Source organism: Mesorhizobium sp. M0040, from assembly GCF_040323505.1.
Taxonomy (GTDB): domain Bacteria; phylum Pseudomonadota; class Alphaproteobacteria; order Rhizobiales; family Rhizobiaceae; genus Mesorhizobium.
Map to the genome: position 1 here is coordinate 265,272 of NZ_JAMYVA010000004.1, position 23,202 is coordinate 288,473.

Consider the following 23,202-nt stretch of genomic DNA (forward strand, 5'->3'; position numbering starts at 1 on the left):
TCGAGATCGAGCCATATGTCGTCCAGCGGAGCGATTGGATCCAGCCGTGTCATGGGTTTCCGGTGGCTCCTGCTCAATCGGTTTGGAGCGGCGCCGGCGCCGTGTAACGCAGATAGACAGTGATTTCCGGCTCGGCGTGCAGCAGACGATAGTCGGCCAAGGCGACCTGGATCCGCTTGTCCTGCAGCATCAGGGCAGTCCACGCGGGCGAGCCTGACAGCACGATATCGGGCTTCTTCGCTGATATCTCGGCGGCGTTTTCGCCGATCACCCGATCGCGGATGCTTTCAAGTTCCGGTCTCCGTTCGAGATCGCCGGTGACGCGGGCGAGCGTGTCCGCGTTGGAGACCGCCCAGGCGCTCGGATGGCGTGATATGAACCTGCCGCCGACCAGCCTGGCGAGGGGATGGGCAACCTGCATCTGGTCGGCAATCGACATGATGGTCGGGGTTTCGACCGTTGCGCGGATCGCGGCGACAGACCGGGCGATCGGGCCGTTATCCGTCGTCAGCGCCGCGTACTGTGCCCTGACCGCTATTTGCAGCACCAGCACGCAGCCGAAGATCAGGGCGGCCTTGCGAACGAAGCCTGCACTGCCGAATGTGCCGAACCGCACAAGCTGGATGCCAAATGCAAGTGTCGCAACAACGACCATCGGCAGCGCGTGATTGGGCCAACCCTTGCCCATGACGATGAAGGCCGGAATGAACCCCAGGGCGGTCAGGAGCGGAATCCTGACGTCCCAGTTCGTCTTTCTCAGGCCGCCGGCCGCAAGCACGGTGGCGGCGGCCAGAAGCAGCACCACTTTCGGCCAGTTTGCCAGCATATCGGCGGCAGAGGCCCTCAACGGAAGATAGACCTCCCTGACCAAGGGCAGGACGTCGCTGACGTAAGCGCGGTCGAAGAGCGCGATGGACGCGATATAGGCGGCCACGATCGCAGCGCCCACCAGGTTCTCTGCGACGAAGAGCGGTCTCAGCGACCGCCTTTCAAGCGCAAGACAGAGCGACGGCAACATGAAGGCCAGCACAAAATAGGGCGGCTTGACCATGACCACGACCGCCGCGCCGAAACCCGCGACCATGTGCTCCAGGCGCGAGCCCGCGCTGAAATCCAGGTTCCGCTGACGTGTGCATTGCAACGCCACCCAAGGCAGAATGGCAATCAATGCGAAGTGCTCGCGTTGGCCGAATTGATCCGGCATGAAACACAGGATCAAAAACAGGGCCGCCGCTGCCGCCCACAGCGCATGGGGCTGCCGGTAGACCGGTTCATCGCGCGCGAGAATGCGGACGGAAACGGAAAGACTGGCCAGGCTCAGGCAAACGACGCCAAGCGTCAGCCAGAATTCCGCACGCATGCCAGTGAGCTTTTCCAGGAGCATGAACGGCATGTAGAGCCAGATCGAGAAAGGGGGGTTGGTCTCCACGATGTCGGTGTTGAGCCGCTCTCCGCCAAGCAGGCGGTCGCAGACGACCAGAAGCCACGACACGTCAACATTGGTCGGAATTGCAACGGTCGATAGCCAGACGGCGTATGTGACGACCAGACTGGCCAGCAGCAACGGAGCACCCGCTACGCCCACAAAGGGCGAGAAGCGGTTGGCGCCGGGCAGCAGTTCACTGAGGGATCGCGCGCTAGAGACCACGAAACACCCACCGCCCGAGGACGACAAAGTTGATGACCGGCACGGCAATGCAGGTGAGCAGGATCGGGATTGCGGCAGGGACGCCGAGCATCTGGGTCAAAAGCCCCGGCAGGGCGATCGCGACGGCGAGGCCGGAAGCGGTGAGCAGGAGGAAGCGGGGCAATTCCATAGCGTGGCTGCCGCCCGAGGTGAACGTGAAATATTTATGCCCGGTGTAGGAGAACAGCGCGGCGACGGCGTAGGCCGCAAACGATGTGAGCGCCGCCGGCAGGGCCGCCGTTGCCTGTCCACGCGACAGCAGAAAAGCGCAACCGGCGTAGATCAGCGTCGACGCGATGCCAATCAGCGCAAAGCGCGATAGTCGACGATACGAGCCGGTGCCCATGACGCGGTCAAGCTGCCAATTTCTCGTCGAGGCGAGCGGTTTCGACGGCGCTGTCCTTGCGGAATACCGCCAGCAGCGAAACCCCGAAGGGCAAGCTTGCATTTGGTATGATGCGGCCTTCCGCCGAAAACACTGCCTTCATCGCCGCATTCAGTGGTTTTGGCGGCGTGGCATGGCCGGCTGGCAAGGCCGACTTGCGCAACCTGTCCACCAGTCGTGCCAGCGCCGCTACCGGGAAGAGCGCGGCATTTGTGTAGCTCAGCCGGTCGATCGCGAAACCAGCCCTTTCGATTCGTTCACGCAGCAGATTGCGTGAATAGCGCCGCATATGATGCAGCCCCACATCATGCGTGCTCCACAACCATTGGTGTGCGGGCACAGTGAGGACGACGCTGCCGCCCGGTTTCAGCACTTGGCGGATCGCGGCAAGCGACGCCTCGTCTTCGGCGACATGCTCCAGCACGTCGAACAGGCAGACGAGGTCGCAGCTTTGCGGCGCGACAGGAATGTTGTCCGGCAGATGTCCGGCGAGGAACTCGCGGCCGGTCTTTTCCCAGGCAATCCTGCGCGCGAGATCGCTCATCTCGACTGCCGTCACTGCGCCAAACTGCTCCAGCATCCGGATGTTGCCGCCGGTGCCGGCGCCGATCTCGACGATGCGCGCGTTTTCAGGCAGGCCGATGCTGCGAATGACCGCCTCGGCGATGGCGCGACGCCCGCAGAACCACCAATGCTCGTCTTCGGTGGCGGCCATCTGTCGGTAGGCGTCGATCTCCATCAGCTCATTCCCTCATATTTGCGGCGCACGATGTAGATCGGACGCTGCTTGATCTCGGCGTAGACCCTGCCGAGGTATTGTCCGATGATGCCGATGCCGAGTAACTGGATGCCGCCAAGGAAAAGAACACTGACCAGCAGGGAGGCGTAGCCGGGCACATCAACGCCAAAGATCATTGTCTTGGCGACGATCAGCAGGCCGTAGAGGAACGACAGCGCGGAAATCGTCGCGCCGACATAGGTCCAGATTTCAAGCGGAGCGGTAGAGAAGCTGGTGATGCCTTCGAGCGCGAAGTTCCACAGTTTCCAGCCGGAGAATTTCGACTGGCCGGCGATGCGCTGATCGCGGACATATTCGACGCTTGCGGTGCGGAACCCGACCCAGGCGAACAGGCCCTTCATGAAACGACGGCGTTCGGGCAAAGACCGCAGCGCCTGGATGACCTGGCGGTCGATCAAACGGAAGTCGCCGACATCGTGCGGGATCTTCTGCTGCGCGATCCAGTTGTGAACGCGGTAGAACATCGAGGCGGAGCGCTGCTTGAGAAAGCTGTCGCTCGACCGATTGGCTCGCTTGGCCAGAACAACCTCAAAACCCTCGCGCCACTTTTCTACAAGCAGCGGAATGACATGCGGCGGATCCTGCATATCGACATCCATCGGAATCGCTGCATCGGCATCGCAGCTGTCGAGCCCCGCGGTCATCGCGGCTTCCTTGCCGAAATTGCGTGACAGGTCGATTACGTGGATGCGTGGATCGGTTTGTTGGGCTTCGATCAGCTTTTCGAGCGTTGTATCGCTGCTGCCGTCGTTGACGAAGATGAACTCGAGGGCAACGCCTTTGTCCTTCAGCGGCGCGGTGCTTTCGCATACCGCCTTCAGGAATGGAGCAATTGCGCCTTCCTCATTGTGGACAGGCACGATCAGGGCAATCGTTGCGCCGCCGCTGCCCGGACGTGCGATGCGGTCAGCTGCCGGCCGATCGATGTTTAGGAATGGCGCATTCATTTGTTTGCCGAGCCCGCAGATCAGGCCCGACAATAGAAAGACTGGGTTAAGATGACTTTAAGGAATGTCCCGGGATTTCACAGTTTCCTGAGCGCCACTTCCTCGACCAGATGGTTGGCGCCCTTGCGCAGGATGAGATCGGCTCGGGCGCGGGTCGGCAATATATTCTCGCGCAGATTCTTCAGGTTGATGTTGGTCCACAGGCCCTCGGCGATGGCGCGGGCCGCATCCTCGGAAAGTTGCGAATAGCGGTGAAAAAAGGAGGCCGGGTCGCGGAAGGCGGTTTCGCGCAACCGCATGAAGCGGGCGATATACCAGTGATGGATCAGCGCCTCCTCGGCATCGATGTAGATGGCAAAGTCGAAGAAATCCGACAGGAAAGGCACGATCTTGCCGTCCTTCGGCAGCTTGCCCGGCTGCAGGACATTAATGCCTTCGAAGATCAGGATGTCGGGCCGGTCGATGGTCTGGAACTCGCCCGGAATGACGTCATAGGTCAGATGCGAATAGACCGGCGCGCGGACGTTGCGCTGCGCCGATTTGATGCCGGACAGGAAGCGCAGAAGGGCGCCGACGTCGTAGCTGTCGGGAAAGCCCTTGCGCTCCATCAGGTTGTTGCGGCGCAGGACTTCGTTCGGCAGCAGGAAGCCGTCGGTGGTGACGAGGTCGACCTTGGGACTCGACGGCCAGCGCGCCAGCAGCTCCTTTAGCACGCGCGCCGTGGTCGATTTGCCGACCGCGACGGAACCGGCAATGCCGATGATGAACGGTGTCTTGGCCGCGTCCAGCGCGTTGAAGAAGGCCTGGCGCTGCCTGAACAGGAGTTGACTGGCTTCGACATGAGCCGACAACAGCCGCGACATCGAAAGATAGATGCGCTCGACCTCGTGGAGATCGACCGGATCGTTCAGCGACCGCAGACGACGGACCTCGTCCTCGGTGAGCGTCATCGGCGTATCGGCGCGGAACCGCGACCATTGCTCGGCCGAGAAGAAACGATAGGGTGAATACTTCTCGGTAGGAGCGAGCTGGTCCATCGAGTTCCTCCGCAGCGATCAGCCCCGGTCCAGCCGAGACGCCTTTTCGGCGATGCCCGAACGACCGGTGCGGCGTTCAAGCTCGTTGAGCACATCGCTCAGCGGAATGTCCGCTATGCCGAGAACGACAAGCCAATGATAGATGAGATCGGCGCTTTCCGAAACAAGCGCGTCCCGGTCGGCGCTGACGGCTGCGATCACCGTTTCGACTGCCTCTTCGCCGAGTTTCTGCGCTGCCTTGCTCATGCCACGCTGAAAGAGCTTGGCCGTCCACGAATCCGGATCGCCGGAACGTGCGCGTTCGCCAATAATCTTCTCCAGATCGGAGAGCGAGAACTCGGTCATGACGGCGTTTACAGCCTCTTCTTAGCCGGAAAGGCTCTAGGACCGATTACCCGGCGAGTCCAGCCGCATCGGCAGTCCGGCCTGAGCCATGTGCAGCTTGGCTTCGGCGATGCTGTAGGTGCCGAAATGGAAGATCGACGCCGCCAGCACCGCGCCGGCATGGCCGTCGCGAATGCCTTCGACAAGGTGGTCGAGCGTGCCGACGCCACCGGAAGCGATGACCGGCACGCGTACGGCATCGGCGACCGCGCGGGTAAGGGCTATGTCGTAGCCGGCCTTGGTGCCGTCGCGGTCCATCGATGTTAGCAGGATCTCGCCGGCGCCGAGATCGACCACTTGCCGAGCGAACTCGACGGCGTCGATGCCGGTCTTCTCGCGGCCGCCATGGGTGAATATCTCCCAGCGATCAGCCTCGCTCGCAGCGGACACTTTCTTGGCATCGATGGCGACGACGATGCACTGGTTGCCGAATTTGTCGGCAGCCTCGGCGACAAAATTTGGGGTCTTCACCGCCGCCGTGTTGATCGACACCTTGTCGGCGCCGGCCAGTAGCAGCTTCCTGATGTCGGCGACCTGACGGACGCCACCGCCAACGGTCAGCGGCATGAAACATTGTTCGGCGGTGCGGGCGATGACATCGAAAATGGTCTCGCGGTTTTCCGACGAGGCGGTGATGTCGAGAAAGCAGAGCTCGTCGGCGCCGGCCGCGTCATAGGCTTTTGCCGCTTCGACGGGATCGCCGGCATCGACCAGGTCGACGAAATTGACGCCCTTGACGACACGGCCGTTCTTGACGTCGAGACAGGGGATGACGCGGGCTTTCAGCATCAGATCCTCTCGATCGCCGCAAGAAAGTCGACAAGCAGCTGGCCGACGACGGGCGGAACTTCGGACTGGGAATCAAAGGCCGGGTCGTAGGCCGAGAGCGTCACGCCGACGACTGGGATTGACCTGGCCAGTCCGCAGGCAAGCTGCCGTAGCTGTTCCGGACTCGGGCCGCCCGGGTGCGCGTAGCGGTTCACCTGCAACACATCCGGATCGAGGACATCCAGGTCGAGATGCAGATGCGCCCGCACAGTCCCTGTCGCCGTGAGCTTTCCGATCATATCGATTGCACCGGCACATTCGGTGCGCACGATCGGCAAAGTTTCCAGCAGTCGCTTTTCGTCGGGATCGAGGTCGCGGGCATCGACCAGCATGCAGCGCGCCGGGTCTATCGGCCGGAACCCCGGAATTGCTGCCGCCATCGGATGCCAGCAGAGCCCGAGCGTCGCCGCCAGCGCCATGCCGTCGAGAAAGCCGTAGGAGGACGTCTCCGGCGTGTTGAGATCGCCATGCTGGTCGATCCAGATGATCGAATCCGCAACTTCACCGGCGACCGCACCGGCGGCGGTCAGGCAATTTCCAGCAAGGATAATGGGGGAGCGTCCTCCATCGCGGGCGAGGTTAACCTTGGTCGCGACGGCGTTGCAGACGGCGAAGCCGGTTGCAATTTCGCGCCCCTGCTCGTCTCCGACCTTGCCGATATCTTCGACGGCGACGTCATGGCCAGCCACGGTCAGGGCTTCGACCAGCCCACCGCCGATGATGGCGTCCGGCCCCTGGCCGCACCCTTCGTGATAGTGCCCGCTGTCGTAGGGAGCAACGATAATCGAGACCTTCACGTTTCACACCCCTGCCATCGGTTTGCCACGCAGGATCGCCAATGCCTCGGCCGGATCGATGCGGCCGTCGTAGAGGGCGCGTCCGGAGATCGCGCCTTCGAGCTTGCGGGCATCGGGCATGGTCATGCGCACGATGTCGGCGATCGAGGCGAGCCCGCCCGAGGCGATAACCGGGATCGACACCGCGTCGGCGAGATCGATGGTGGCGTCCCAGTTGATGCCGGTCAGCACACCGTCGCGGTCGATATCGGTGTAGATGATGGCGGCGACGCCGGCACCCTCGAATTTCCTCGCCAGTTCAATGACGCCGAGGCTCGAGGCTTCAGCCCAGCCTTCGACCGCGACCTTGCCGCCCTTGGCGTCGATGCCGACGGCGATCTTGCCCGGGAATGCCTTGCAGGCCTGCCTGACCAGATCCGGATCGCGCACCGCCACGGTGCCAAGAATGACGCGGGCCAGCCCACGGTCGAGCCAGTCCTCGATCTGCGCCAGGGTGCGGATGCCGCCGCCGAGCTGCACCGGATTGCTCGTCGCCTTCAGGATAGCGCCGACCGCGGCGCTGTTGACGCTCTGGCCCTTGAAGGCGCCGTTGAGGTCGACGACGTGCAACCATTCGAAGCCCTGCTCTTCGAAGGCGCGCGCCTGAGCGGCGGGATCGTCATTGTAGATGGTTGCGGTCGCCATGTCGCCATGCCTGAGGCGCACGCATTTGCCGTCCTTGAGGTCTATCGCCGGAAACAGAAACACCTTCAGGCGCCTTCGACGATGACAAAGTGGCCGGTCGAGCCGGCGAGCCTGTACTTCAAGACGTCCTGGTATTCAGGCGAGCCGTAGCATTCCAGCGCCTTTTCATAGGATTCGAATTCCACCAGCACGTGGCGATTGCCTGCCGGTCCTTCCGGGCTGGTGTACCGCCCGGCGCGCACCGGGAACTTCGCGCCGTATTTCGCGAAAGCCGCGGCATTGGCCTCGATGTACTGCTTATAGATCTCGGGATCGTGGACATCGACCATTGCCATCCAATAGCCCTTCTTGCTCATGGTTCAGGGCCTCCAGCCTAGGAAATTGGTGATCAGCGCCAGGCCCAGCGCCTGGCTCTTCTCGGGGTGGAATTGCGTTCCGGCTAGGTTGTCGCGGGCGACAGCGGCCGTTATCGGGCCGCCATAGTCGGCAACCGCCAGCACCTCATCCTCCTTCCGTGCATCGAGATGGTAGGAGTGGACGAAATAGGCGTGCAGTCCCTTGCCACCCGTCGCAATGCCGGAAAACAGCGGATGCTTGCGCTTCAGGTCAATCGTGTTCCAGCCGATCTGCGGGATCTTCAGTGTCGGATCGGCCGGCGTGATTTCCTTGACGTCGCCGGCGACCCAGCCAAAGCCCTTTGTGACGGTCTTTTCCAGGCCTCGCTCCGACATCAGCTGCATGCCGACGCAGATGCCGAGGAACGGCCGAGCCTTGGCGATCGCCACCTCCTCGACCGCTTCCCACATGCCGGCGACCGCACGCAGTCCAGCGGCGCAATCGGCATAGGCACCGACGCCGGGCAGGACGATGCGGTCGGCGGTCCTGACCCGCTCGGCATCTGCGGTGAGTTCGATCGCGGCGGCAATGCCGGCTTCATGCGCGGCACGCTCGAAGGCCTTGGTGGCCGAGCGCAGATTGCCCGACCCGTAATCGATGATCGCCACCCTCATCTCAGGGCTTTCCCGGAATATGGTTCAGCCCCAGCGCCAGGCCCATCTGCGCCGACCGGGCATGTGCTGCGTCTGGGACGATGCGTTGCACCGTCGGTTGTTCAGCCGATTGAGCATTGGCTTCCAATGCATAGCGGACGTCTGCGTCGTCGAGCCTGTCGGCCTCGACCACGCCCCATTCATGCCAGCCGCGACGGCGCAGGGCTGCGATCCGCAAGGCCTGCCCTTCCAGTCCGACAAAGAGCATGACAAGCAGGGATAAAAGCGAGCCGGCTGTTTCCAGGTCCAGCCTTTCGCCCAGCATCGAGAGCAGGCCCATGGCGACAAACGCCAATGCCGCCTCGACCCAGAGCCGGTGCCAGGCCAGCCACAGCGGCGGCACCAAGAAGCCGAGCCAGGCAAAGCCGTCACGGATAAAAGTAGTGTCCACGCTTTCGCTGCGGCCTGGCGGCTCCATCACGACATAGATGGCCATGACGCTATCCTTTCAGGGATCCCTTGGTGGAGGGAACCGCGTCCGGCTGGCGCGGGTCGCGCTCAAGCGCCGAACGCAGCGCACGCGCCACGGCCTTGAAGCAGGTCTCGGCGACGTGGTGGTTGTTGGCGCCGTAATGATTGGTGACATGAAGCGTGATGCCGGCATTCTGCGCCAGCGCGTGGAAGAATTCGCGCACCAGCTCGGTGTCGAACGTACCGATCTTCGGCGACGAGAATGAAACATTCCAGACCAGAAAAGGCCGGCCGGAGACATCGATTGCCGCCCGCGTCAGTGTCTCGTCCATGGCGAGATCGATCGAGGCGTAGCGCATGATGCCGCGCCGCTCGCCCAATGCCTTGGCCAGCGCCTGGCCGAGCGCAATGCCCGTATCCTCGACCGTGTGGTGGTCGTCTATGTGCAGGTCGCCCTTGGCCTTCACGGTCATGTCGATCAGCGAATGGCGCGACAACTGGTCCAGCATATGGTCGAAGAAGCCGACGCCCGTCGAAACGTCGGATTTGCCCGAGCCGTCGACCTGAACCGACACGGCGATGTCGGTTTCCCTGGTCTTGCGGCTTATCTCGGCGGAACGGGGCGCCATGACCTCATCCTTGTCTCAGATTTTGCACGATTCAGGCGTTCACATGCCTGAAAACGAAAGCCTTCTAGCAGCATGATCCGGCGATTGCCAGTTACCGCTGCGGAGCACAGTCCGGCCCGGCGGATGGCCGGTTTGCAATCGTCCGGCCTATGCATACATATGGCCGATCAAATCACTCGTAACGCGCCGATCGCCTCGATGGGATCGGTGCTTATCGGAGCAGAAAATGTCGAATGAACTGACCATGCATGCCACGACCATCCTGACCGTGCGCAAGGGCGGCAAGGTGGTGATCGCCGGCGACGGCCAGGTCAGCCTCGGCCAGACCATCATGAAGGGCAACGCCAAGAAGGTGCGCCGCATCGGCAAAAGCGGCAACGTCATCGCCGGTTTCGCCGGCGCCACCGCCGATGCTTTCACGCTGCTTGAGCGACTCGAAGCCAAGCTCGAACAATATCCCGACCAGCTGACACGTGCCTGCGTCGAGCTCGCCAAGGACTGGCGCACCGACCGCTATTTGCGGCGGCTGGAAGCGATGATGCTGGTGGCCGACAAGTCGGTGTCGCTGGCGCTGACCGGCACCGGCGACGTGCTGGAGCCCGAATTTGGCGTCATGGCCATCGGCTCGGGCGGCAATTACGCGCTGGCAGCGGCACGCGCGCTGGTGGACAGCGACAAGGGCGCAGAGGAGATCGCCCGCAAGGCGATGCAGATCGCGTCAGACATTTGCGTCTACACCAACAACAACTTCGTCGTCGAAACCCTCGATGCCGCCTGAGCGGAGCCTCCGCTATGGTTTTCGGCCGGTGACCCAGAGGGACCTGCCGATGATCGCCGGCTGGCTTGCCGAGCCGCATGTCGCCGAATGGTGGAACGACCCAGAGACCGAGATCGCGGAGATCCGCGAGCACATCGACAGCATTTCGGTCGAGCCGCTGATTATCGAGCTCGACGGAAAGCCCATCGGCTATTTGCAGAGCTACGATCCGCATCTGGAGGACGGCCATCCCTATAGCGACCAGCCGTTCGGCACGCTCGGCATCGATCTGTCGATCGGCGTGCCGGAGCTTGTCGGGGTCGGCCACGGCTCGGCGATCGTCCGGCAGTTCGTCGAGCAGCTTTTCGAGGAAGGTACCCCGCGCGCCATCATCGACCCGGACCCCGCCAATGCACGGGCTATCCGTGCCTATGAAAAGGCCGGTTTCACGGCTATCGATCGCAGGAAGTCGGAATATGGCGATGCCGTGCTGATGGCGATTGATGCCCCAGAGGGTGATGCCGGACAGGGTGACGCAGAAGAGGGGCAATAGCAGCATGAGCGTATCCAGCGACAAAACCGTCTCGGCCTACTACGACAGTTGGCGAATGGGGCTTCTGCTGGTTCTCGGCCTGGTCATCTTCCAGGCCGGGGTCCTTTACGGCATGGGGCGGACGCCGATCTGTACCTGCGGCTATGTCAAGCTGTGGCACGGCATCGTGCAAAGCTCGGAGAATTCCCAGCATATTTCCGACTGGTACAGCTTCTCGCACATCATTCACGGATTCCTGTTCTATGCGCTGGCGTGGTTCCTTTTCCCGCGCTCGCCGATCGGGCTCAGGCTGGCCTTTGCGGTGGTTATAGAGGGCGGCTGGGAGCTGCTCGAGAACAGCCCTTTCATCATCGATCGCTATCGCGCCGGCACGATCTCGCTCGACTATTATGGCGACAGCATCATCAATTCGGTGTCGGACACGCTGGCCATGGTGCTGGGGTTTGTCATGGCGCGAAGGCTTCCTATATGGGTGGTCGTAACCCTCGCCCTCATCTTCGAATTCGGTGTCGGCTATCTCATCCGGGACAATCTGACACTCAACGTGATCATGCTGCTGCATCCGTTCGAGTCCATTCGGCAGTGGCAAAGTGGAATTTACTGACATGAGCACCTTCTCTCCTCGCGAAATCGTTTCGGAACTCGACCGCTTCATCATCGGCCAGAAAGACGCCAAGCGTGCCGTGGCGATTGCCTTGCGCAACCGCTGGCGCCGCCAGCAGCTCGAGGGCCAGATGCGCGAAGAGGTGATGCCGAAGAATATCCTGATGATCGGCCCGACCGGCGTCGGCAAGACCGAGATTTCGCGCCGCCTGGCACGCCTTGCCGGTGCGCCTTTCGTTAAGGTCGAAGCCACCAAGTTCACCGAGGTCGGTTATGTCGGCCGCGATGTCGAGCAGATCATCCGCGACCTGGTCGAGATCGCCATCGGGCTGGTTCGCGAGAAGATGCGCGAGGACGTCAAGGCGCGTGCCCACATCAACGCCGAGGAACGGGTGCTCGAAGCGCTCGTCGGCAAGACGGCGAGCCCGGCCACCCGTGACAGTTTCCGCAAGAAGCTGCGCGACGGCGAGCTCGACGACAAGGAGATTGAGATCGAAGTGGCCGATACCGGCAATGGCGGCATGCCCGGCTTCGAGATCCCCGGCATGCCGGGCGCCAATATCGGCGTGCTCAACATCAACGATATGCTGTCGAAGGCGATGGGCGGCAAGAAGACCAAGTTGCGCAAGACGACCGTCAAGGAGTCCTACGGGCTATTGATCAGCGACGAGTCCGACAAGCTGCTCGATCAGGACGAAGTGGTGCGCAGGGCACTCGAATCGACCGAGAATGACGGCATTGTCTTCCTTGACGAGATCGACAAGATCGCCTCGCGCGAAGGCGGCATTGGTGCCGGTGTTTCGCGTGAAGGTGTGCAGCGCGACCTGCTGCCGCTGGTCGAAGGCACCACGGTTGCGACTAAATACGGACCGGTGAAGACCGACCACATCCTGTTCATCGCCTCGGGTGCGTTCCACGTCGCCAAGCCCTCCGATCTGCTGCCGGAATTGCAGGGCCGCCTGCCGATCCGCGTCGAGCTGCGGGCGCTGGAGAAGGGCGATTTCGTCCGCATCCTCACCGAGACCGAAGCCAGCCTGATCAAGCAGTATATCGCGCTGATGAAGACCGAAGGCGTCGATCTGGTCTTCACCGACGACGCCATCGATTCGTTGGCCGGCATCGCCGTGGACCTCAACGCCAGCGTCGAGAATATTGGCGCCAGGCGGCTGCAGACGGTGATGGAACGGGTGCTGGACGATATCTCCTATGACGCGCCGGACCGCAACGGCACCTCGGTGACCATCGATGCCGCCTATGTCGAGAAGCATGTCGGCGACCTCTCCAGAAACACAGACTTGTCGCGTTTCATCCTGTAGGAGACGCTTCATTCTCGAAGAGGGTCGGGGAATTGCTCCCGGCCTCCCCAATTTGGCCCAGCATTCCCGATGTGTGGCCAAATGGAAGCATCCGGCAAGCTTTCGTCCCGTCGGGTGCAGGCGTCTCTCGACTCCCGGTGGAGCATTACCTAGTTTGCCGGCGACTATTTGGGCGGCGGCGCATGAAAAAACTGATCCTCGTCATTTTGGGGCTGACGCTGGCGGCAGCCATGTTCGCCGCGCAAGCGGCAACGATGGTGCCGCCGGGCAACCGCAACACCGAGCAGCCCGACATACCGGGCGCTTCGAGCCGGCGCACCCAGGCGACCAACACCACCTTCCAGGCGAAATACCGCAAAGTCTTTGCGCTGCTCCAGAACGATGCCGAGCTGCGCGGTAAGATCAAGCAGGCAGCCGCGGCCTATGACATCGACCCAATGCATATCGTTGGAGCCATCGTCGGCGAGCATACCTATAATGTCGATGCCTATGACCGGCTGCAGACCTATTACGTCAAGGCGATCTCGTATCTGTCGAGCAAGCTCTCCTTTGCCTATGATGGCGAGGACATCACCGATTTCGTGCAACGGCCGCAATTTGCGAAATGCGCAGGGAAGTCCGACAGCTACGATCTGTGGGAGTGCCGCGAACAGGTGTGGAACCGGTTGTTCCGCGGCAAAACCGTCAACGGCGAGAGCTTTCCCAACGACCGCTTCGGCGCCACTTTCTTCCAGCCTTATTATGCCGGCCAGACTTTTGGCATTGGCCAGCTCAATCCGCTGACGGCACTGCAGATGAGCGACCTCGTGCACAAGGTTTCCGGCCTGCCGGAACTCGACGTCGGCGACCCCAATGCGGTCTACAAGACGATCATGGACCCTGACCTGACACTGCCTTATGTCGCGGCGACGATAAGGAAGTCGATCGACGCCTATAAAAGCATTGCCGGCTTCGACATCTCAGGCAATCCCGGCATCACGTCGACGCTCTACAATGTCGGCAATCCCGAACAGCGCGCCTATGCGCTGAAAGCCGAGAACGACAAGCGCCGCGCTGCGGGCGAACCGGAAAAGCTGCCCGAGGAAAATTACTATGGCTGGCTGGTCAACGACAAGCTGCCGGAGCTGAAAGCGCTGTTTTAGCCGAACGCGTTCGGCCTATTATCCACGCGGCGGATCAAGCCGCCAGCAGCGATTTTAATTTGACCGCCTGCGAGACTAGCGATTCCGGCGCCGGCCTTGCCTGCTTTGCAATCAGCATCTCGGCCAGCCTTATGTCGCGGGCGACCGCGTTGCCGGGGCCGATGCCGCTTGCCGCAACCAGCCTGCCGTCCTCGGCGAGGTGGAACAGAATGAAGGCGCCGTCGCCGAGGTCGCGGCGCACGATGCTGCGGCCTTCGTCCGACAGGCCGGCGATCTGCAAGGTCAGGCCGTACTGATCCGACCAGAACCACGGCACCGCCGCATGGGACTCGCCGGCGCCAAGCATATTCCTTGCGGCAAGCGCGCCCTGCTCCTGTGCATTGCGCCAAGCTTCGAGCCGCACGCGCCGGCCGCCATAGATGGCGAGCGGAAACGAACAGCAATCGCCGGCGGCAAAGATATCCCGGTCGCTGGTGCGAAGCTCGGCGTCGACTGCGACACCATTGTCGACGGTCAGCCCCGCCTCCGCGGCAAGTCCGGTCACCGGCACGGCGCCGATGCCGATCACGGCAAGATCGGCGACAATGTCGTGTCCACCGGCGAGCGCGATGCGCACTTCGGCGCCATCATCGGCAATGGCGGCGATGCCCTCGCCGCACAGGATTTTCACGCCTTCGGCTTCATGCGCCTGATGGATGATTTGCGCGATCTCGGCCGGCACGCCGCGCATCAAGATGCGCGGCTGCGCCTCGATAACTGTGACCGCCGCACCCAGTCTGCGTGCCGCCGCGGCAAGCTCAAGCCCGATGAAGCCGCCGCCAATGATGGCGATGCGATTTCCGGCGCTGAGATGGGCGCGAATGGCCAGCGCGTCGTTGAAGGTCCGGAGGTAGACGCAGCGCCCGCCAAGGCCCGGCATCGGCAGCTTGCGCGGCACCGAACCGGTCGCCAGCAGGAGCTTGTCGTAGGCCAGGACGGAACCGTCCGAGAGGCGCACGACATGCGCCGCGCGGTCGATCGCCACCGCCTGAACCGAATGGATATGCCTGATCGATCTTTCGGCCAGGATCGCATCGGTGGCGATTGCTTTGAGCAGGGGCGCGTCGGCAACCATCGCGTCTTTCGACAGCGGCGGGCGCTCATAGGGCAGATGCGGCTCGTCGCCGACCAGCGTCACCGGTCCATTAAAGCCGAGCTCGCGCAACGCAAGGGCGGCGCGCCCGCCGCATTCGCCGGCGCCAATGATGACCATATCCTTCGTCATCATCAACCGATCCGGACAAGGACTTTGCCGGCGTCGACCTTGACCGGATAGGTCCTGAGATCGACGCAGACCGGCGCGCCCCTGGCAGCCCCTGTCTTGTAGTTGAAGCGGCCATTATGCTTCGGGCATTCGATGATATCGTCCATGACCAGCCCGTCGGCCAGATGCACCTTCTCATGCGTGCAAAGCCCGTCGGTGGCGAAATACCCGTCGTCGGGGCTGCGATAGATGGCAAAGGTGCGGCCGCCATGGTCGAAGCGCATCACGTCCTCTTCGTCGATGTCCTCGGCGTCACAGGCCTCGACCCAGTCGCTCATTTACGGGTCCCTCGATGTTTGGTGCCTTGGCATGGGCTTGTCATTCGGCAGCCACCGCAACAGCAGCGTTATCGCTGTGGAAATCCTCGCGATAGGGCCTCGCCGTCGGCGGCAGTTCGCGCTTGATGAAATAATCCTCATTGCGCAGCTGGCGCAGGAAAGCCGGTATCATCTCGCGGTAGCCGGCCAGGATGGACGATGTCGGCGCCGGCAGATCGTGCTTGATCAGTTCGTGCAGCCTGGGCAGCGCGTGATAGGGCACCATGGGAAACATGTGATGCTCGACATGGTAGTTCATGTTCCAGTAGATGAAGCGGCTTATCGGGTTCATGTAGACGGTGCGGCTGTTGAGCCGGTGATCGGTGACGTTTTCAGCCAGGCCGCCATGCTGCAGCAGGCCGACCATGACATGGTGCCAGGCACCGTAAAGCCTGGGCAGACCGACCAGCATCAGCGGCAGGAACGAGCCGGTATAGAGCGCCAGCGCAATGGTCGCGGCATAGATTGTCGTCCAGATGCGGGCAATGCGAATTGCCTTCGGCTGCTCCTGGTCGGGAATGAAGGTTCTTTCGGCCGGACTGACGATACCGGCTGCATTGCGCAGCATGTCGCTCATCGCATGCCAGGCGTCGAGAATGCCGACGAAGTTGAGCACCACGCGCAGCAGATCGGGCGGACGCATCACCGAGATCTCCGGATCGCGGCCGACGATGATGGTATCGGTATGATGACGCGTGTGGCTCCAGCGCCAGGTCACCGGGTTGCGCATGATCATGAAGCAGGCGACCTGATAGACCACGTCGTTCATCCACTGCGTCCTGAAAGCGGTGCCGTGGCCGCATTCGTGCCAGCGTGAATCGGTGGAGGAACCGTAGAGGACGCCGTAGACGAAGAAGAACGGCACGCACCACCAGCTGCCCCAGAACCAGGCGGCGCCGGCGCCGCTGAGGATCATGGCGCCGAGCCAGACGATGGTATCGCGGATCGCCGGGCCGTCGGAGCGCTGCATCAGCTCCTTCATCTGCTTGCGCGGCACGTCGGTGTGATACCACTCGGCCGCCGCCAGCCCGCTCTCGACGGCAAGCTTCGCGTCGCGGCCGATCAGGCTATAGTCGCGTCGGGACGCCGCTGCGGAGCTCGTATTCCCGGTTCGGAGTCCAATATCCACCATAGCGGAGGCCTCGATCATATTCGGTCAGCGTTCAAAATAACGCCGAGCCCTGATAGGCTCAATATCACAAAGATAGTTTCTATCATTTTCCATCAGGATGGTGTAAAAGGGCCAAACAGTGGAATGAGGCAGCGATGGCGAAACGGCCGACGATCACCGACCTGGCGCGCATTTCGGGGGTCAGCGTTGCCACCGTCGACCGGGTGCTGAACAACCGCTTGCCGGTGCGCGAGGAAACCGCGCGCCGCGTCTATGAGGCCGCGACCAGCATCGGCTATCACGCAGCCGGATTGATCAAGCAGCGGATGCGCCATGAATTGCCCGAATACCGGCTCGGGTTCCTGCTGTTGAGACGGGAGGACGTCTTCTACAGTGAATTTGCCCGCGAGCTTGAACTGGCGGTATCGCAGTCGCCGCGCTTTCGCGGCGTTGCCACCATCGACTTCGCCGCTTCGCTGGCGCCGGACGAGATCGTCGAGCGGATGCGCAAGCTGGCCGCCAAATCCAGGGCCGTCGCCCTGGTCGGGCCTGATCACCCGACGCTGACGGTCGCCGTCGAGGCTCTCAAAGCCAATGGCGTACCGGTGTTCTCCCTGCTTTCCGACTTTGCGTCCGGTATTCGCGAGGGCTATGTTGGCCTGGACAATCGCAAGGTCGGCCGCACCGCTGCCTGGATGATCTCGAAGGCCGCGAAGAGACCTGGCAAGGTTGCCCTCTTCGTCGGCAGCCATCGCTTCCACGGCCATGAGCTTCGCGAGATCGGTTTTCGCTCCTTCTTTCGCGAGCAGGCGCCGGAATTCACTCTCCTCGAGACGTTGGTCAATCTGGAAGCGAACCAGATCACGCATGATGCAATGATCGAGCTTCTGGCCCGCCACCCTGATCTCGCCGGTTGCTATGTCGCCGGTGGCGGCATGGAAGGCGCGATCTCGGCGCTGAGGGAGGCAAAGCCGGCTGAGATGCCGGCGGTCGTCTGCAACGAGATCACGCCCGACTCCCGCGCGGCGCTGGCAGATAATTTCCTGACCATGGTGATCTCGACGCCACTGGCGGCGCTTTGCCGCGAGCTTGTCGGGCTGATGGCGCATGCCATCGAGACCGGCGCTGCGAATGCGCCGGGCCAGACCTTTCTGCCCTTCGACATTTATCTGCCGGAAAACATCTGACGTCGCGGTCATCGGCGGCAGACATGATGTAATCTATCAGAACGCTTTCAGGCCTGGCTTGCGTTAGCGTCCGTCTAAAAGCGCTCGAAATGCCGAAAATCCATTCCTCATGGCGAAATCTCGCTTGACGCCCAAGCGAAATGGAATAAATATTTCACCAACTGAGAATTTTGGTTCTTTCGTTCCGGAAGATCTGTTTCAGGCAAAATGCCTCCGGAACCAAAAATGGCAATCGGGAGAGAATTCCCTGCGAGATCGGGGATTCCGGGTAGATCGGTGCAGCCGGACACCAATGTGGAGGAGAAATAAAATGAAAAAACTGCTTTTGGGCGTCGCGTTCGCGGCGCTGATGAGTTCGTCCGCCTTTGCTGCCAAGATCGGCGTGTCGATGGCGTTGTTCGACGACAATTTTCTCACCGTGCTGCGCAACGGCATGATTGAACAGGCCAAGGGCATGGACGGCGTCGAGCTGCAGGTGGAGGATGCGCAGAACGACGTCGCCAAGCAACTCGACCAGATCAAGAACTTCGCCGCCTCAGGCGTCGACGCCATCATCGTCAACCCGGTCGACACCTCGGCGACTCAGGCGATGTCGGACGCAGCCGCCGCTGCCAAGATTCCACTGGTCTATGTCAATCGCGAGCCGGTCAACGTCGACACGCTGCCCGAAAACCAGGCCTTCGTCGCCTCGAACGAAGCCGATTCCGGCACGCTCGAGACCAAGGAGGTCTGCCGCCTGTTCAAGGAGGCCGGCAAGACTGAAGCCAACGTCTATGTGATCATGGGCGAGTTGTCGAACCAGGCAGCGGTGCAGCGCACCAAGGACATTGACGACGTGATCGCCACGCCGGAGTGCAGCTTCATCAAGATCATCGACAAGCAGACGTCGAACTGGAAGCGCGAAGAAGCGCAGAACCTGATGACCAACTGGCTGTCGACCGGCAAACCGTTCGACGGCGTCATCGCCAATAATGACGAAAGCGCCATCGGCGCCATCCAGGCGATGAAGGCCGCCAACATCGACATGAAGTCGGTTGTCGTCGGCGGGGTCGACGCTACCCAGGATGCGCTTGCCGCGATGCAGGCGGGCGACCTCGATGCGACGGTGTTCCAGGACGCGGCCGGCCAGGGTGCCGGCGCGCTTGACGCGGCGCTCAAGGTGGCGAAGGGCGAGAAGGTCGAGCACAAGGTCTACATCCCGTTCCAGCTGGTCACGCCGGCAAATATCGACAAGTTCCTGAAGAAGAACTGAGGCGGACCTGTCCGATACGGAGCGGCGCGCCGAAGTAAGACAGCGCCGCTCCGCTTTTTCCCTCTCGGCCTGAACAGCGCCGAGTGGAGACCGTGGCTGACGGAGGAAGCACGATTGGCACAGACATCTCACGGCGTCGGCGGGCTCAGCTATGATGCGAAGCGGCGCGCATGGCCGGCCGAATTCAACGTCTTCCTGGCGCTCGTCATCCTGGTCGGCGCTTTCGAGCTGATCGGCCGGGTTTTCCTGGGCGACAGCTTCCTGTTCAACACCCGCGACAATATCGATGCGATCTTCAACGAAGCGCGCCTGCAGATCATCATCCTGCAGGTGTCGATCGTCGGCATTATTGCCATCGGCGTGACGCAGGTGATCATTACCGGCGGCATCGACCTGTCCTCAGGTTCGATCGTCGGCGCCACGGCAATGATCGCCATGAGCTTCGCCCAGGTGGCGACGGTCAACGGCAACCCGAACCCCAAGGCGATGTTCATCGCCCAGGGCTGGACCGACCTGCCGGTGATCGTGCCGGTGCTGGTCGCGATCGGCTGCGGACTGCTGGCCGGCCTAGTCAACGGCGCTTTGATCGCCTACACGCGCATCCCGCCGTTCATCGCCACGCTCGGCATGATGGTCACCGCACGCGGCATCGCCAAATGGTGGTCAAAGGGGCAGCCGATCTCGTTTCCGACCGAGAGTTTCGCCGCCATCGGCAAGGGGCTGATGCCGGTCATCATTTTCATATCGCTCGCAGTGCTGTTCCAGCTGATCCTGAGTTACACCAAATATGGCAAGCACTGCTATGCAATCGGCTCCAATGAGGACGCCGCGCGCATGTCCGGCATCAACATCGCCAACCACAAGATCCTCGTCTACGTCATTGCCGGCGTCCTCGCCGCGCTCGCCGCCGTGGTGCTGAGCTCCAAGAATCTCACCGCCCAGGCCGGCATGGGTGTAATGTACGAGCTCGACGCGATCGCCATGGCGGTTATCGGCGGCGTCTCGCTGTCGGGCGGCCGCGGTTCGATTATCGGGACGGTGATCGGCTCGCTGATCTTCGGCGTCATCATCTCCGGCTTCACCTTTCTGCGCCTCGACGCCTATTATCAGGAGATGGTCAAAGGCGTGATCATCGTCGGCGCAGTCGTACTCGACCAGTGGCGCCAACGCCTGCGGGCGATGAGGGCTTGATCATGTCGGACATCGTCCTGAAGACCGAAAACCTGACCAAGTATTATGGCGGCGTCCATGCGCTGGAGGGTGCCAACTTCGAGCTGCGCAAGGGCGAGCACGTCGCCATCATGGGCGACAACGGCGCTGGCAAATCGACCTTCGTACGCCAGATCACCGGCGTCGAGCAGCGCACCAGCGGCAGGATGTGGTTCGACGGCAAGGAAGTGAATTTTGCCGGCCCGATCGAAGCCCGCGAGGCGGGCATCGAGACGGTGTTCCAGAACCTGGCGCTCGCCGACGACCTCGACGTCCCGTCGAACCTGTTCCTCGGCCGCGAGCGGGTGCTTTTCAATCTCGGGCCCTTCTCGATCCTCGATCGCAAGTTCATGCGCAAGGCGACCGAGGCAGCCTTGGTCCGGACAGCGGTCAAGATCCCCAATCTTTCCAATACTATCCGCCACATGTCGGGCGGCCAGCGCCAGTGCGTGGCGATTGCCAGAACCGCGACCTTTGCTTCCAAGCTCATCATCATGGATGAGCCGACGGCGGCACTCGGCGTGCAGGAGACGATGCAGGTCGAAAACATCATCCGCACGCTGAAGGAGAATGGCGAACCGCTGATCCTGATCTCTCACAACATGCGCCAGGTGTTCGACCTGGTCGACCGCATTGTCGTTTTCCGGCGCGGCCGCATCGTCGCCAATTTGCGCAAGCAAGACACCGACGGCAACGATATCGTCTCCTACATCACCGGTGCCAAGACCGGGCAGGCAGAACTTGCGGCGTAACGGCCAACGCCGAGCCACAGGCGCTGACACGCCCTCCCTTCCGAACCATCCTCAAAGGAAAATTCTTCATGCCTCTTCGCTTTGCTCTTCTCGGTGCCGGCCGTATCGGCAAGGTCCATGCTCGCGCCGTTGGTTCCAATCCGCAGGCCAGGCTGGTTGCGGTTGCCGACGCCTTCGAGAAGGCGGCGACCGATCTGGCCTCTGCCTATGACGCCGAAGTGCGCAGCATCGATGCCATCGAGAAGGCCGGCGATATCGACGCGGTCGTCATCTGCACGCCGACCGACACTCATGCCGATCTGATCGAACGCTTCGCCAAAGCGGGTAAAGCGATTTTCTGCGAAAAGCCGATCGACCTCGACGCCGCCCGGGTGGAACGTTGCCTGGCCGTCGTCGACAAGACCGGCGCCACCCTGATGGTCGGCTTCAACCGCCGCTTCGATCCGCATTTTGCCGCCGTGCGCAAGGCGATCGACGACGGCGCTATCGGCACTGTCGAAATGGTGACAATCACCTCGCGCGATCCCGGCCCGCCGCCGCTCGACTATATCGGCCGCTCGGGCGGCATCTTCCGCGACATGACCATTCATGATTTCGACATGGCGCGCTTCCTGCTCGGCGAGGAGCCGGTGGCGGTCAGCGCGCATGCTTCGGTGCTGGTCGACAAGAAGATCGGCGAGGCCGGCGACTTCGACAGCGTCAGCGTCATCCTCGAAACTGCCTCCGGCAAGCAATGCGTTATCTCCAACTCACGCCGCGCCACCTACGGCTACGACCAGCGCATCGAGGTGCATGGCTCGAAAGGCATGATTGCGGCCGAGAACCAGCGGCCGGTGTCGATCGAACTGGCCAATGAGAAAGGCTATACGCGGCCGCCGCTGCACGATTTCTTCATGACCCGTTATCTCGACGCTTATGCCAACGAGATCGCTGCCTTCATCGCGGCAGCGACGTCAGGCAAGAAGGCGACGCCGAGCGGCAAGGACGGGCTGGTGGCGCTCAGGCTGGCGGATGCGGCGCTGAAATCGGCCAAGGAAGGCAAGACCGTCCGCCTCGACAAAACAATCTGACTATCAAGCACAGGAGCAAGGCGATGAACGGTTCAGCCGGTCGCAATTCCGAAACACGCGCCATCGTCACCGGCGGCGCACAAGGCATCGGCTTTGCCGTCGCCGAAGCGCTGGCCGATGAGGGCTGCCGGGCGCTGGCGCTGATCGGCCGCTCGCAGGAGAAGGGCGACAAGGCTGTCGCCATCCTCAAGGGGGCAGGCGTCGATGCCATCTTCATCAGCGCCGACGTCTCAAAAGTGGCCGACTGCAAGCGTGCGGTCGAAACGGCGATTGGCCATTTTGGTACCGTCAACGCGCTGGTCAACGCCGCTGCCACCTCGGCTCGCGGCTCGCTGGTCGAGACCTCCGAGGATCTCTTCGACCAGATATTCCAGACCAATGTGCGCGGCCCGTTTTTCCTGATGCAGAGCGTGGTGGCGCATTTGCTGGCGCGCCAGGCACCGGGCTCGATCGTCAACGTGCTGTCGATGTCGGCGCATTGCGGCCAGTCGTTCCTGGCGCCCTATTCGTCGAGCAAGGGAGCGCTGGCGACACTCACCAAGAATGTCGCCAATGCCTATCGCGGCAATCGCATCCGCTGCAATGCGGTGCTGCCCGGCTGGATGGACACCGAGGGCGAGGCGATCGTTCAGAAGAAATGGCACGACGCGCCGGAGGACTGGTTGGAGAAGGCCGAAGCCGCGCAGCCGATGGGCCAATTGGTGAAGCCGGCGCAGCTTGCCCGGTTGATCAGCTATATGATCAGCCCGCAGTCCGGCGTCATGACCGGGTCGCTGGTCGACTACGATCAGAGCATCGCCGGGGCGTCACCGGAATAACGCCGGCAAGTCTAGCGGAACGCCGCCCATCACTTCGTCATCCACGGGCGGAGCAAGGAGCGCAGCGACGCGGCGCAGACCCTAGGATCCATATGTGGACGGCGCCCTGCCTGCAACGGTTGTTTTGCGTCGTTTTCGATCGCTTGCGTCCATATGTCCGGCCTTTGAGCACGGT

Annotated in this window: 27 protein-coding genes; 11 read left to right on the forward strand and 16 right to left on the reverse strand. The window is 62.1% G+C overall.

Translation table 11 applies throughout. The features are described 5' to 3' along the window. Positions 1-73 precede the first annotated feature (73 nt). The 13 genes from NKJ91_RS05985 to hisB all read right to left on the reverse strand — a co-directional run bounded on the left by NKJ91_RS05985 (position 74) and on the right by hisB (position 9,637). Positions 74-1,648 carry a hypothetical protein gene (locus NKJ91_RS05985; RefSeq protein WP_352454811.1) on the reverse strand — a complete coding sequence of 525 codons (1,575 nt, stop codon included), beginning with the start codon at positions 1,646-1,648 and terminating at the stop codon, positions 74-76. Then, positions 1,638-2,033 (reverse strand): GtrA family protein, encoded by a 396-nt coding sequence (locus NKJ91_RS05990; protein WP_352454812.1) that lies wholly within the window; start codon positions 2,031-2,033, stop codon positions 1,638-1,640. The genes NKJ91_RS05985 and NKJ91_RS05990 overlap by 11 nt, the downstream gene beginning before the upstream one ends. 7 nt (positions 2,034-2,040) lie before the next feature. Then, on the reverse strand, positions 2,041-2,811 hold the full coding sequence (locus NKJ91_RS05995) for a class I SAM-dependent methyltransferase (RefSeq protein ID WP_352454813.1): 771 nt from the start codon (positions 2,809-2,811) through the stop codon (positions 2,041-2,043). Next, positions 2,811-3,818 carry a glycosyltransferase family 2 protein gene (locus NKJ91_RS06000; protein WP_352454814.1) on the reverse strand — a complete coding sequence of 336 codons (1,008 nt, stop codon included), beginning with the start codon at positions 3,816-3,818 and terminating at the stop codon, positions 2,811-2,813. The genes NKJ91_RS05995 and NKJ91_RS06000 overlap by 1 nt, the downstream gene beginning before the upstream one ends. 77 nt (positions 3,819-3,895) lie before the next feature. Continuing rightward, positions 3,896-4,855 (reverse strand): type I pantothenate kinase, encoded by a 960-nt coding sequence (coaA, locus tag NKJ91_RS06005; protein ID WP_352451662.1) that lies wholly within the window; start codon positions 4,853-4,855, stop codon positions 3,896-3,898. 18 nt (positions 4,856-4,873) lie between these two features. Then, positions 4,874-5,200 (reverse strand): phosphoribosyl-ATP diphosphatase, encoded by a 327-nt coding sequence (locus NKJ91_RS06010; RefSeq protein WP_254815934.1) that lies wholly within the window; start codon positions 5,198-5,200, stop codon positions 4,874-4,876. Positions 5,201-5,236: 36 nt separating this feature from the next. Next, positions 5,237-6,031 carry an imidazole glycerol phosphate synthase subunit HisF gene (gene hisF / locus NKJ91_RS06015; RefSeq protein WP_352454842.1) on the reverse strand — a complete coding sequence of 265 codons (795 nt, stop codon included), beginning with the start codon at positions 6,029-6,031 and terminating at the stop codon, positions 5,237-5,239. Beyond that, on the reverse strand, positions 6,028-6,864 hold the full coding sequence (locus NKJ91_RS06020; RefSeq protein ID WP_352454815.1) for an arginase family protein: 837 nt from the start codon (positions 6,862-6,864) through the stop codon (positions 6,028-6,030). The genes hisF and NKJ91_RS06020 overlap by 4 nt, the downstream gene beginning before the upstream one ends. A gap of 3 nt (positions 6,865-6,867) precedes the next feature. Continuing rightward, positions 6,868-7,611 carry a 1-(5-phosphoribosyl)-5-[(5-phosphoribosylamino)methylideneamino]imidazole-4-carboxamide isomerase gene (gene hisA, locus NKJ91_RS06025; protein WP_352454816.1) on the reverse strand — a complete coding sequence of 248 codons (744 nt, stop codon included), beginning with the start codon at positions 7,609-7,611 and terminating at the stop codon, positions 6,868-6,870. A 2-nt stretch (positions 7,612-7,613) separates the two neighbouring features. Beyond that, positions 7,614-7,904, reverse strand: a complete 291-nt coding sequence (locus NKJ91_RS06030) for a DUF1330 domain-containing protein (RefSeq protein WP_352454817.1) — start codon at positions 7,902-7,904, stop codon at positions 7,614-7,616. A gap of 3 nt (positions 7,905-7,907) precedes the next feature. Further along, a complete protein-coding gene (gene hisH / locus NKJ91_RS06035) occupies positions 7,908-8,558 on the reverse strand; it encodes an imidazole glycerol phosphate synthase subunit HisH (RefSeq protein ID WP_352454818.1) in 651 nt (216 codons plus the stop codon). Between the two features lies 1 nt (position 8,559). Further along, entirely contained in the window at positions 8,560-9,033 is a 474-nt protein-coding gene (locus tag NKJ91_RS06040; RefSeq protein WP_352454819.1) for a DUF2628 domain-containing protein, read from the reverse strand. Positions 9,034-9,037: 4 nt separating this feature from the next. Next, positions 9,038-9,637 carry an imidazoleglycerol-phosphate dehydratase HisB gene (gene hisB, locus NKJ91_RS06045; RefSeq protein WP_352454820.1) on the reverse strand — a complete coding sequence of 200 codons (600 nt, stop codon included), beginning with the start codon at positions 9,635-9,637 and terminating at the stop codon, positions 9,038-9,040. Between the two features lie 226 nt (positions 9,638-9,863). On the opposite strand from hisB, the gene hslV reads away from it, so the two are divergent. The 5 genes from hslV to NKJ91_RS06070 all read left to right on the forward strand — a co-directional run bounded on the left by hslV (position 9,864) and on the right by NKJ91_RS06070 (position 14,008). Then, complete coding sequence (gene hslV / locus NKJ91_RS06050) at positions 9,864-10,415, forward strand: ATP-dependent protease subunit HslV (RefSeq protein WP_352454821.1); 552 nt, start codon at positions 9,864-9,866, stop codon at positions 10,413-10,415. Beyond that, on the forward strand, positions 10,405-10,947 hold the full coding sequence (locus NKJ91_RS06055; protein ID WP_352454822.1) for a GNAT family N-acetyltransferase: 543 nt from the start codon (positions 10,405-10,407) through the stop codon (positions 10,945-10,947). Before hslV ends, NKJ91_RS06055 begins: the two co-directional genes overlap by 11 nt. A 4-nt stretch (positions 10,948-10,951) precedes the next feature. Next, a complete protein-coding gene (locus tag NKJ91_RS06060) occupies positions 10,952-11,551 on the forward strand; it encodes a DUF2585 domain-containing protein (RefSeq protein ID WP_352454823.1) in 600 nt (199 codons plus the stop codon). A 1-nt stretch (position 11,552) separates the two neighbouring features. Then, the gene (gene hslU / locus NKJ91_RS06065; protein WP_352454824.1) at positions 11,553-12,866 is read left to right on the forward strand and encodes an ATP-dependent protease ATPase subunit HslU; all 1,314 of its coding nucleotides are present in this window, start codon (positions 11,553-11,555) and stop codon (positions 12,864-12,866) included. Positions 12,867-13,048: 182 nt separating this feature from the next. After that, on the forward strand, positions 13,049-14,008 hold the full coding sequence (locus tag NKJ91_RS06070; protein WP_352454825.1) for a DUF1402 family protein: 960 nt from the start codon (positions 13,049-13,051) through the stop codon (positions 14,006-14,008). Positions 14,009-14,042: 34 nt separating this feature from the next. Here the strand turns inward: NKJ91_RS06070 and NKJ91_RS06075 are convergent, their stop codons facing one another. The 3 genes from NKJ91_RS06075 to NKJ91_RS06085 are packed head-to-tail and all read right to left on the reverse strand — an operon-like array spanning position 14,043 to position 16,757. After that, on the reverse strand, positions 14,043-15,272 hold the full coding sequence (locus NKJ91_RS06075; RefSeq protein ID WP_352454843.1) for an NAD(P)/FAD-dependent oxidoreductase: 1,230 nt from the start codon (positions 15,270-15,272) through the stop codon (positions 14,043-14,045). A gap of 2 nt (positions 15,273-15,274) precedes the next feature. Then, positions 15,275-15,589 carry a MocE family 2Fe-2S type ferredoxin gene (locus tag NKJ91_RS06080; protein WP_352454826.1) on the reverse strand — a complete coding sequence of 105 codons (315 nt, stop codon included), beginning with the start codon at positions 15,587-15,589 and terminating at the stop codon, positions 15,275-15,277. Positions 15,590-15,629: 40 nt separating this feature from the next. Further along, positions 15,630-16,757: a fatty acid desaturase family protein gene (locus NKJ91_RS06085; protein ID WP_352454827.1), complete on the reverse strand. Its 1,128-nt coding sequence runs from the start codon at positions 16,755-16,757 to the stop codon at positions 15,630-15,632. Between the two features lie 137 nt (positions 16,758-16,894). On the opposite strand from NKJ91_RS06085, the gene NKJ91_RS06090 reads away from it, so the two are divergent. The 6 genes from NKJ91_RS06090 (at position 16,895) to NKJ91_RS06115 (ending at position 23,027) form a co-directional block, all read left to right on the forward strand. Further along, positions 16,895-17,926 (forward strand): LacI family DNA-binding transcriptional regulator, encoded by a 1,032-nt coding sequence (locus tag NKJ91_RS06090; RefSeq protein WP_023677522.1) that lies wholly within the window; start codon positions 16,895-16,897, stop codon positions 17,924-17,926. Positions 17,927-18,236: 310 nt separating this feature from the next. After that, positions 18,237-19,178: a sugar ABC transporter substrate-binding protein gene (locus NKJ91_RS06095; RefSeq protein ID WP_352454828.1), complete on the forward strand. Its 942-nt coding sequence runs from the start codon at positions 18,237-18,239 to the stop codon at positions 19,176-19,178. Between the two features lie 114 nt (positions 19,179-19,292). Then, positions 19,293-20,369, forward strand: coding sequence for an ABC transporter permease (locus NKJ91_RS06100; RefSeq protein WP_292655972.1), 1,077 nt, complete (start codon positions 19,293-19,295; stop codon positions 20,367-20,369). 2 nt (positions 20,370-20,371) lie between these two features. Further along, complete coding sequence (locus tag NKJ91_RS06105; RefSeq protein WP_254815918.1) at positions 20,372-21,139, forward strand: ATP-binding cassette domain-containing protein; 768 nt, start codon at positions 20,372-20,374, stop codon at positions 21,137-21,139. A 68-nt stretch (positions 21,140-21,207) separates the two neighbouring features. Next, positions 21,208-22,209 (forward strand): inositol 2-dehydrogenase, encoded by a 1,002-nt coding sequence (iolG, locus tag NKJ91_RS06110; protein WP_352454829.1) that lies wholly within the window; start codon positions 21,208-21,210, stop codon positions 22,207-22,209. Positions 22,210-22,232: 23 nt separating this feature from the next. Further along, positions 22,233-23,027 (forward strand): SDR family oxidoreductase, encoded by a 795-nt coding sequence (locus NKJ91_RS06115; protein ID WP_352454830.1) that lies wholly within the window; start codon positions 22,233-22,235, stop codon positions 23,025-23,027. Positions 23,028-23,202: the final 175 nt, after the last annotated feature.

Bases quoted from the DNA above. Each gene is read 5' to 3' on its own strand.
- NKJ91_RS06000 (WP_352454814.1), bottom strand. From the start codon at position 3,818: ATGAATGCGCCATTCCTAAACATCGATCGGCCGGCAGCTGACCGCATC.
- NKJ91_RS06105 (WP_254815918.1), top strand. From the start codon at position 20,372: ATGTCGGACATCGTCCTGAAGACCGAAAACCTGACCAAGTATTATGGC.
- NKJ91_RS06115 (WP_352454830.1), top strand. From the start codon at position 22,233: ATGAACGGTTCAGCCGGTCGCAATTCCGAAACACGCGCCATCGTCACC.
- NKJ91_RS05990 (WP_352454812.1), bottom strand. From the start codon at position 2,033: ATGGGCACCGGCTCGTATCGTCGACTATCGCGCTTTGCGCTGATTGGC.
- NKJ91_RS06080 (WP_352454826.1), bottom strand. From the start codon at position 15,589: ATGAGCGACTGGGTCGAGGCCTGTGACGCCGAGGACATCGACGAAGAG.
- hslU (WP_352454824.1), top strand. From the start codon at position 11,553: ATGAGCACCTTCTCTCCTCGCGAAATCGTTTCGGAACTCGACCGCTTC.
- NKJ91_RS06090 (WP_023677522.1), top strand. From the start codon at position 16,895: ATGGCGAAACGGCCGACGATCACCGACCTGGCGCGCATTTCGGGGGTC.
- NKJ91_RS06010 (WP_254815934.1), bottom strand. From the start codon at position 5,200: ATGACCGAGTTCTCGCTCTCCGATCTGGAGAAGATTATTGGCGAACGC.
- NKJ91_RS06060 (WP_352454823.1), top strand. From the start codon at position 10,952: ATGAGCGTATCCAGCGACAAAACCGTCTCGGCCTACTACGACAGTTGG.
- NKJ91_RS06055 (WP_352454822.1), top strand. From the start codon at position 10,405: ATGCCGCCTGAGCGGAGCCTCCGCTATGGTTTTCGGCCGGTGACCCAG.
- NKJ91_RS06040 (WP_352454819.1), bottom strand. From the start codon at position 9,033: ATGGCCATCTATGTCGTGATGGAGCCGCCAGGCCGCAGCGAAAGCGTG.
- coaA (WP_352451662.1), bottom strand. From the start codon at position 4,855: ATGGACCAGCTCGCTCCTACCGAGAAGTATTCACCCTATCGTTTCTTC.
- hisH (WP_352454818.1), bottom strand. From the start codon at position 8,558: ATGAGGGTGGCGATCATCGATTACGGGTCGGGCAATCTGCGCTCGGCC.
- iolG (WP_352454829.1), top strand. From the start codon at position 21,208: ATGCCTCTTCGCTTTGCTCTTCTCGGTGCCGGCCGTATCGGCAAGGTC.
- hisB (WP_352454820.1), bottom strand. From the start codon at position 9,637: ATGGCGCCCCGTTCCGCCGAGATAAGCCGCAAGACCAGGGAAACCGAC.
- NKJ91_RS05995 (WP_352454813.1), bottom strand. From the start codon at position 2,811: ATGGAGATCGACGCCTACCGACAGATGGCCGCCACCGAAGACGAGCAT.
- NKJ91_RS06070 (WP_352454825.1), top strand. From the start codon at position 13,049: ATGAAAAAACTGATCCTCGTCATTTTGGGGCTGACGCTGGCGGCAGCC.
- hslV (WP_352454821.1), top strand. From the start codon at position 9,864: ATGTCGAATGAACTGACCATGCATGCCACGACCATCCTGACCGTGCGC.
- NKJ91_RS06075 (WP_352454843.1), bottom strand. From the start codon at position 15,272: ATGACGAAGGATATGGTCATCATTGGCGCCGGCGAATGCGGCGGGCGC.
- NKJ91_RS06095 (WP_352454828.1), top strand. From the start codon at position 18,237: ATGAAAAAACTGCTTTTGGGCGTCGCGTTCGCGGCGCTGATGAGTTCG.
- NKJ91_RS06030 (WP_352454817.1), bottom strand. From the start codon at position 7,904: ATGAGCAAGAAGGGCTATTGGATGGCAATGGTCGATGTCCACGATCCC.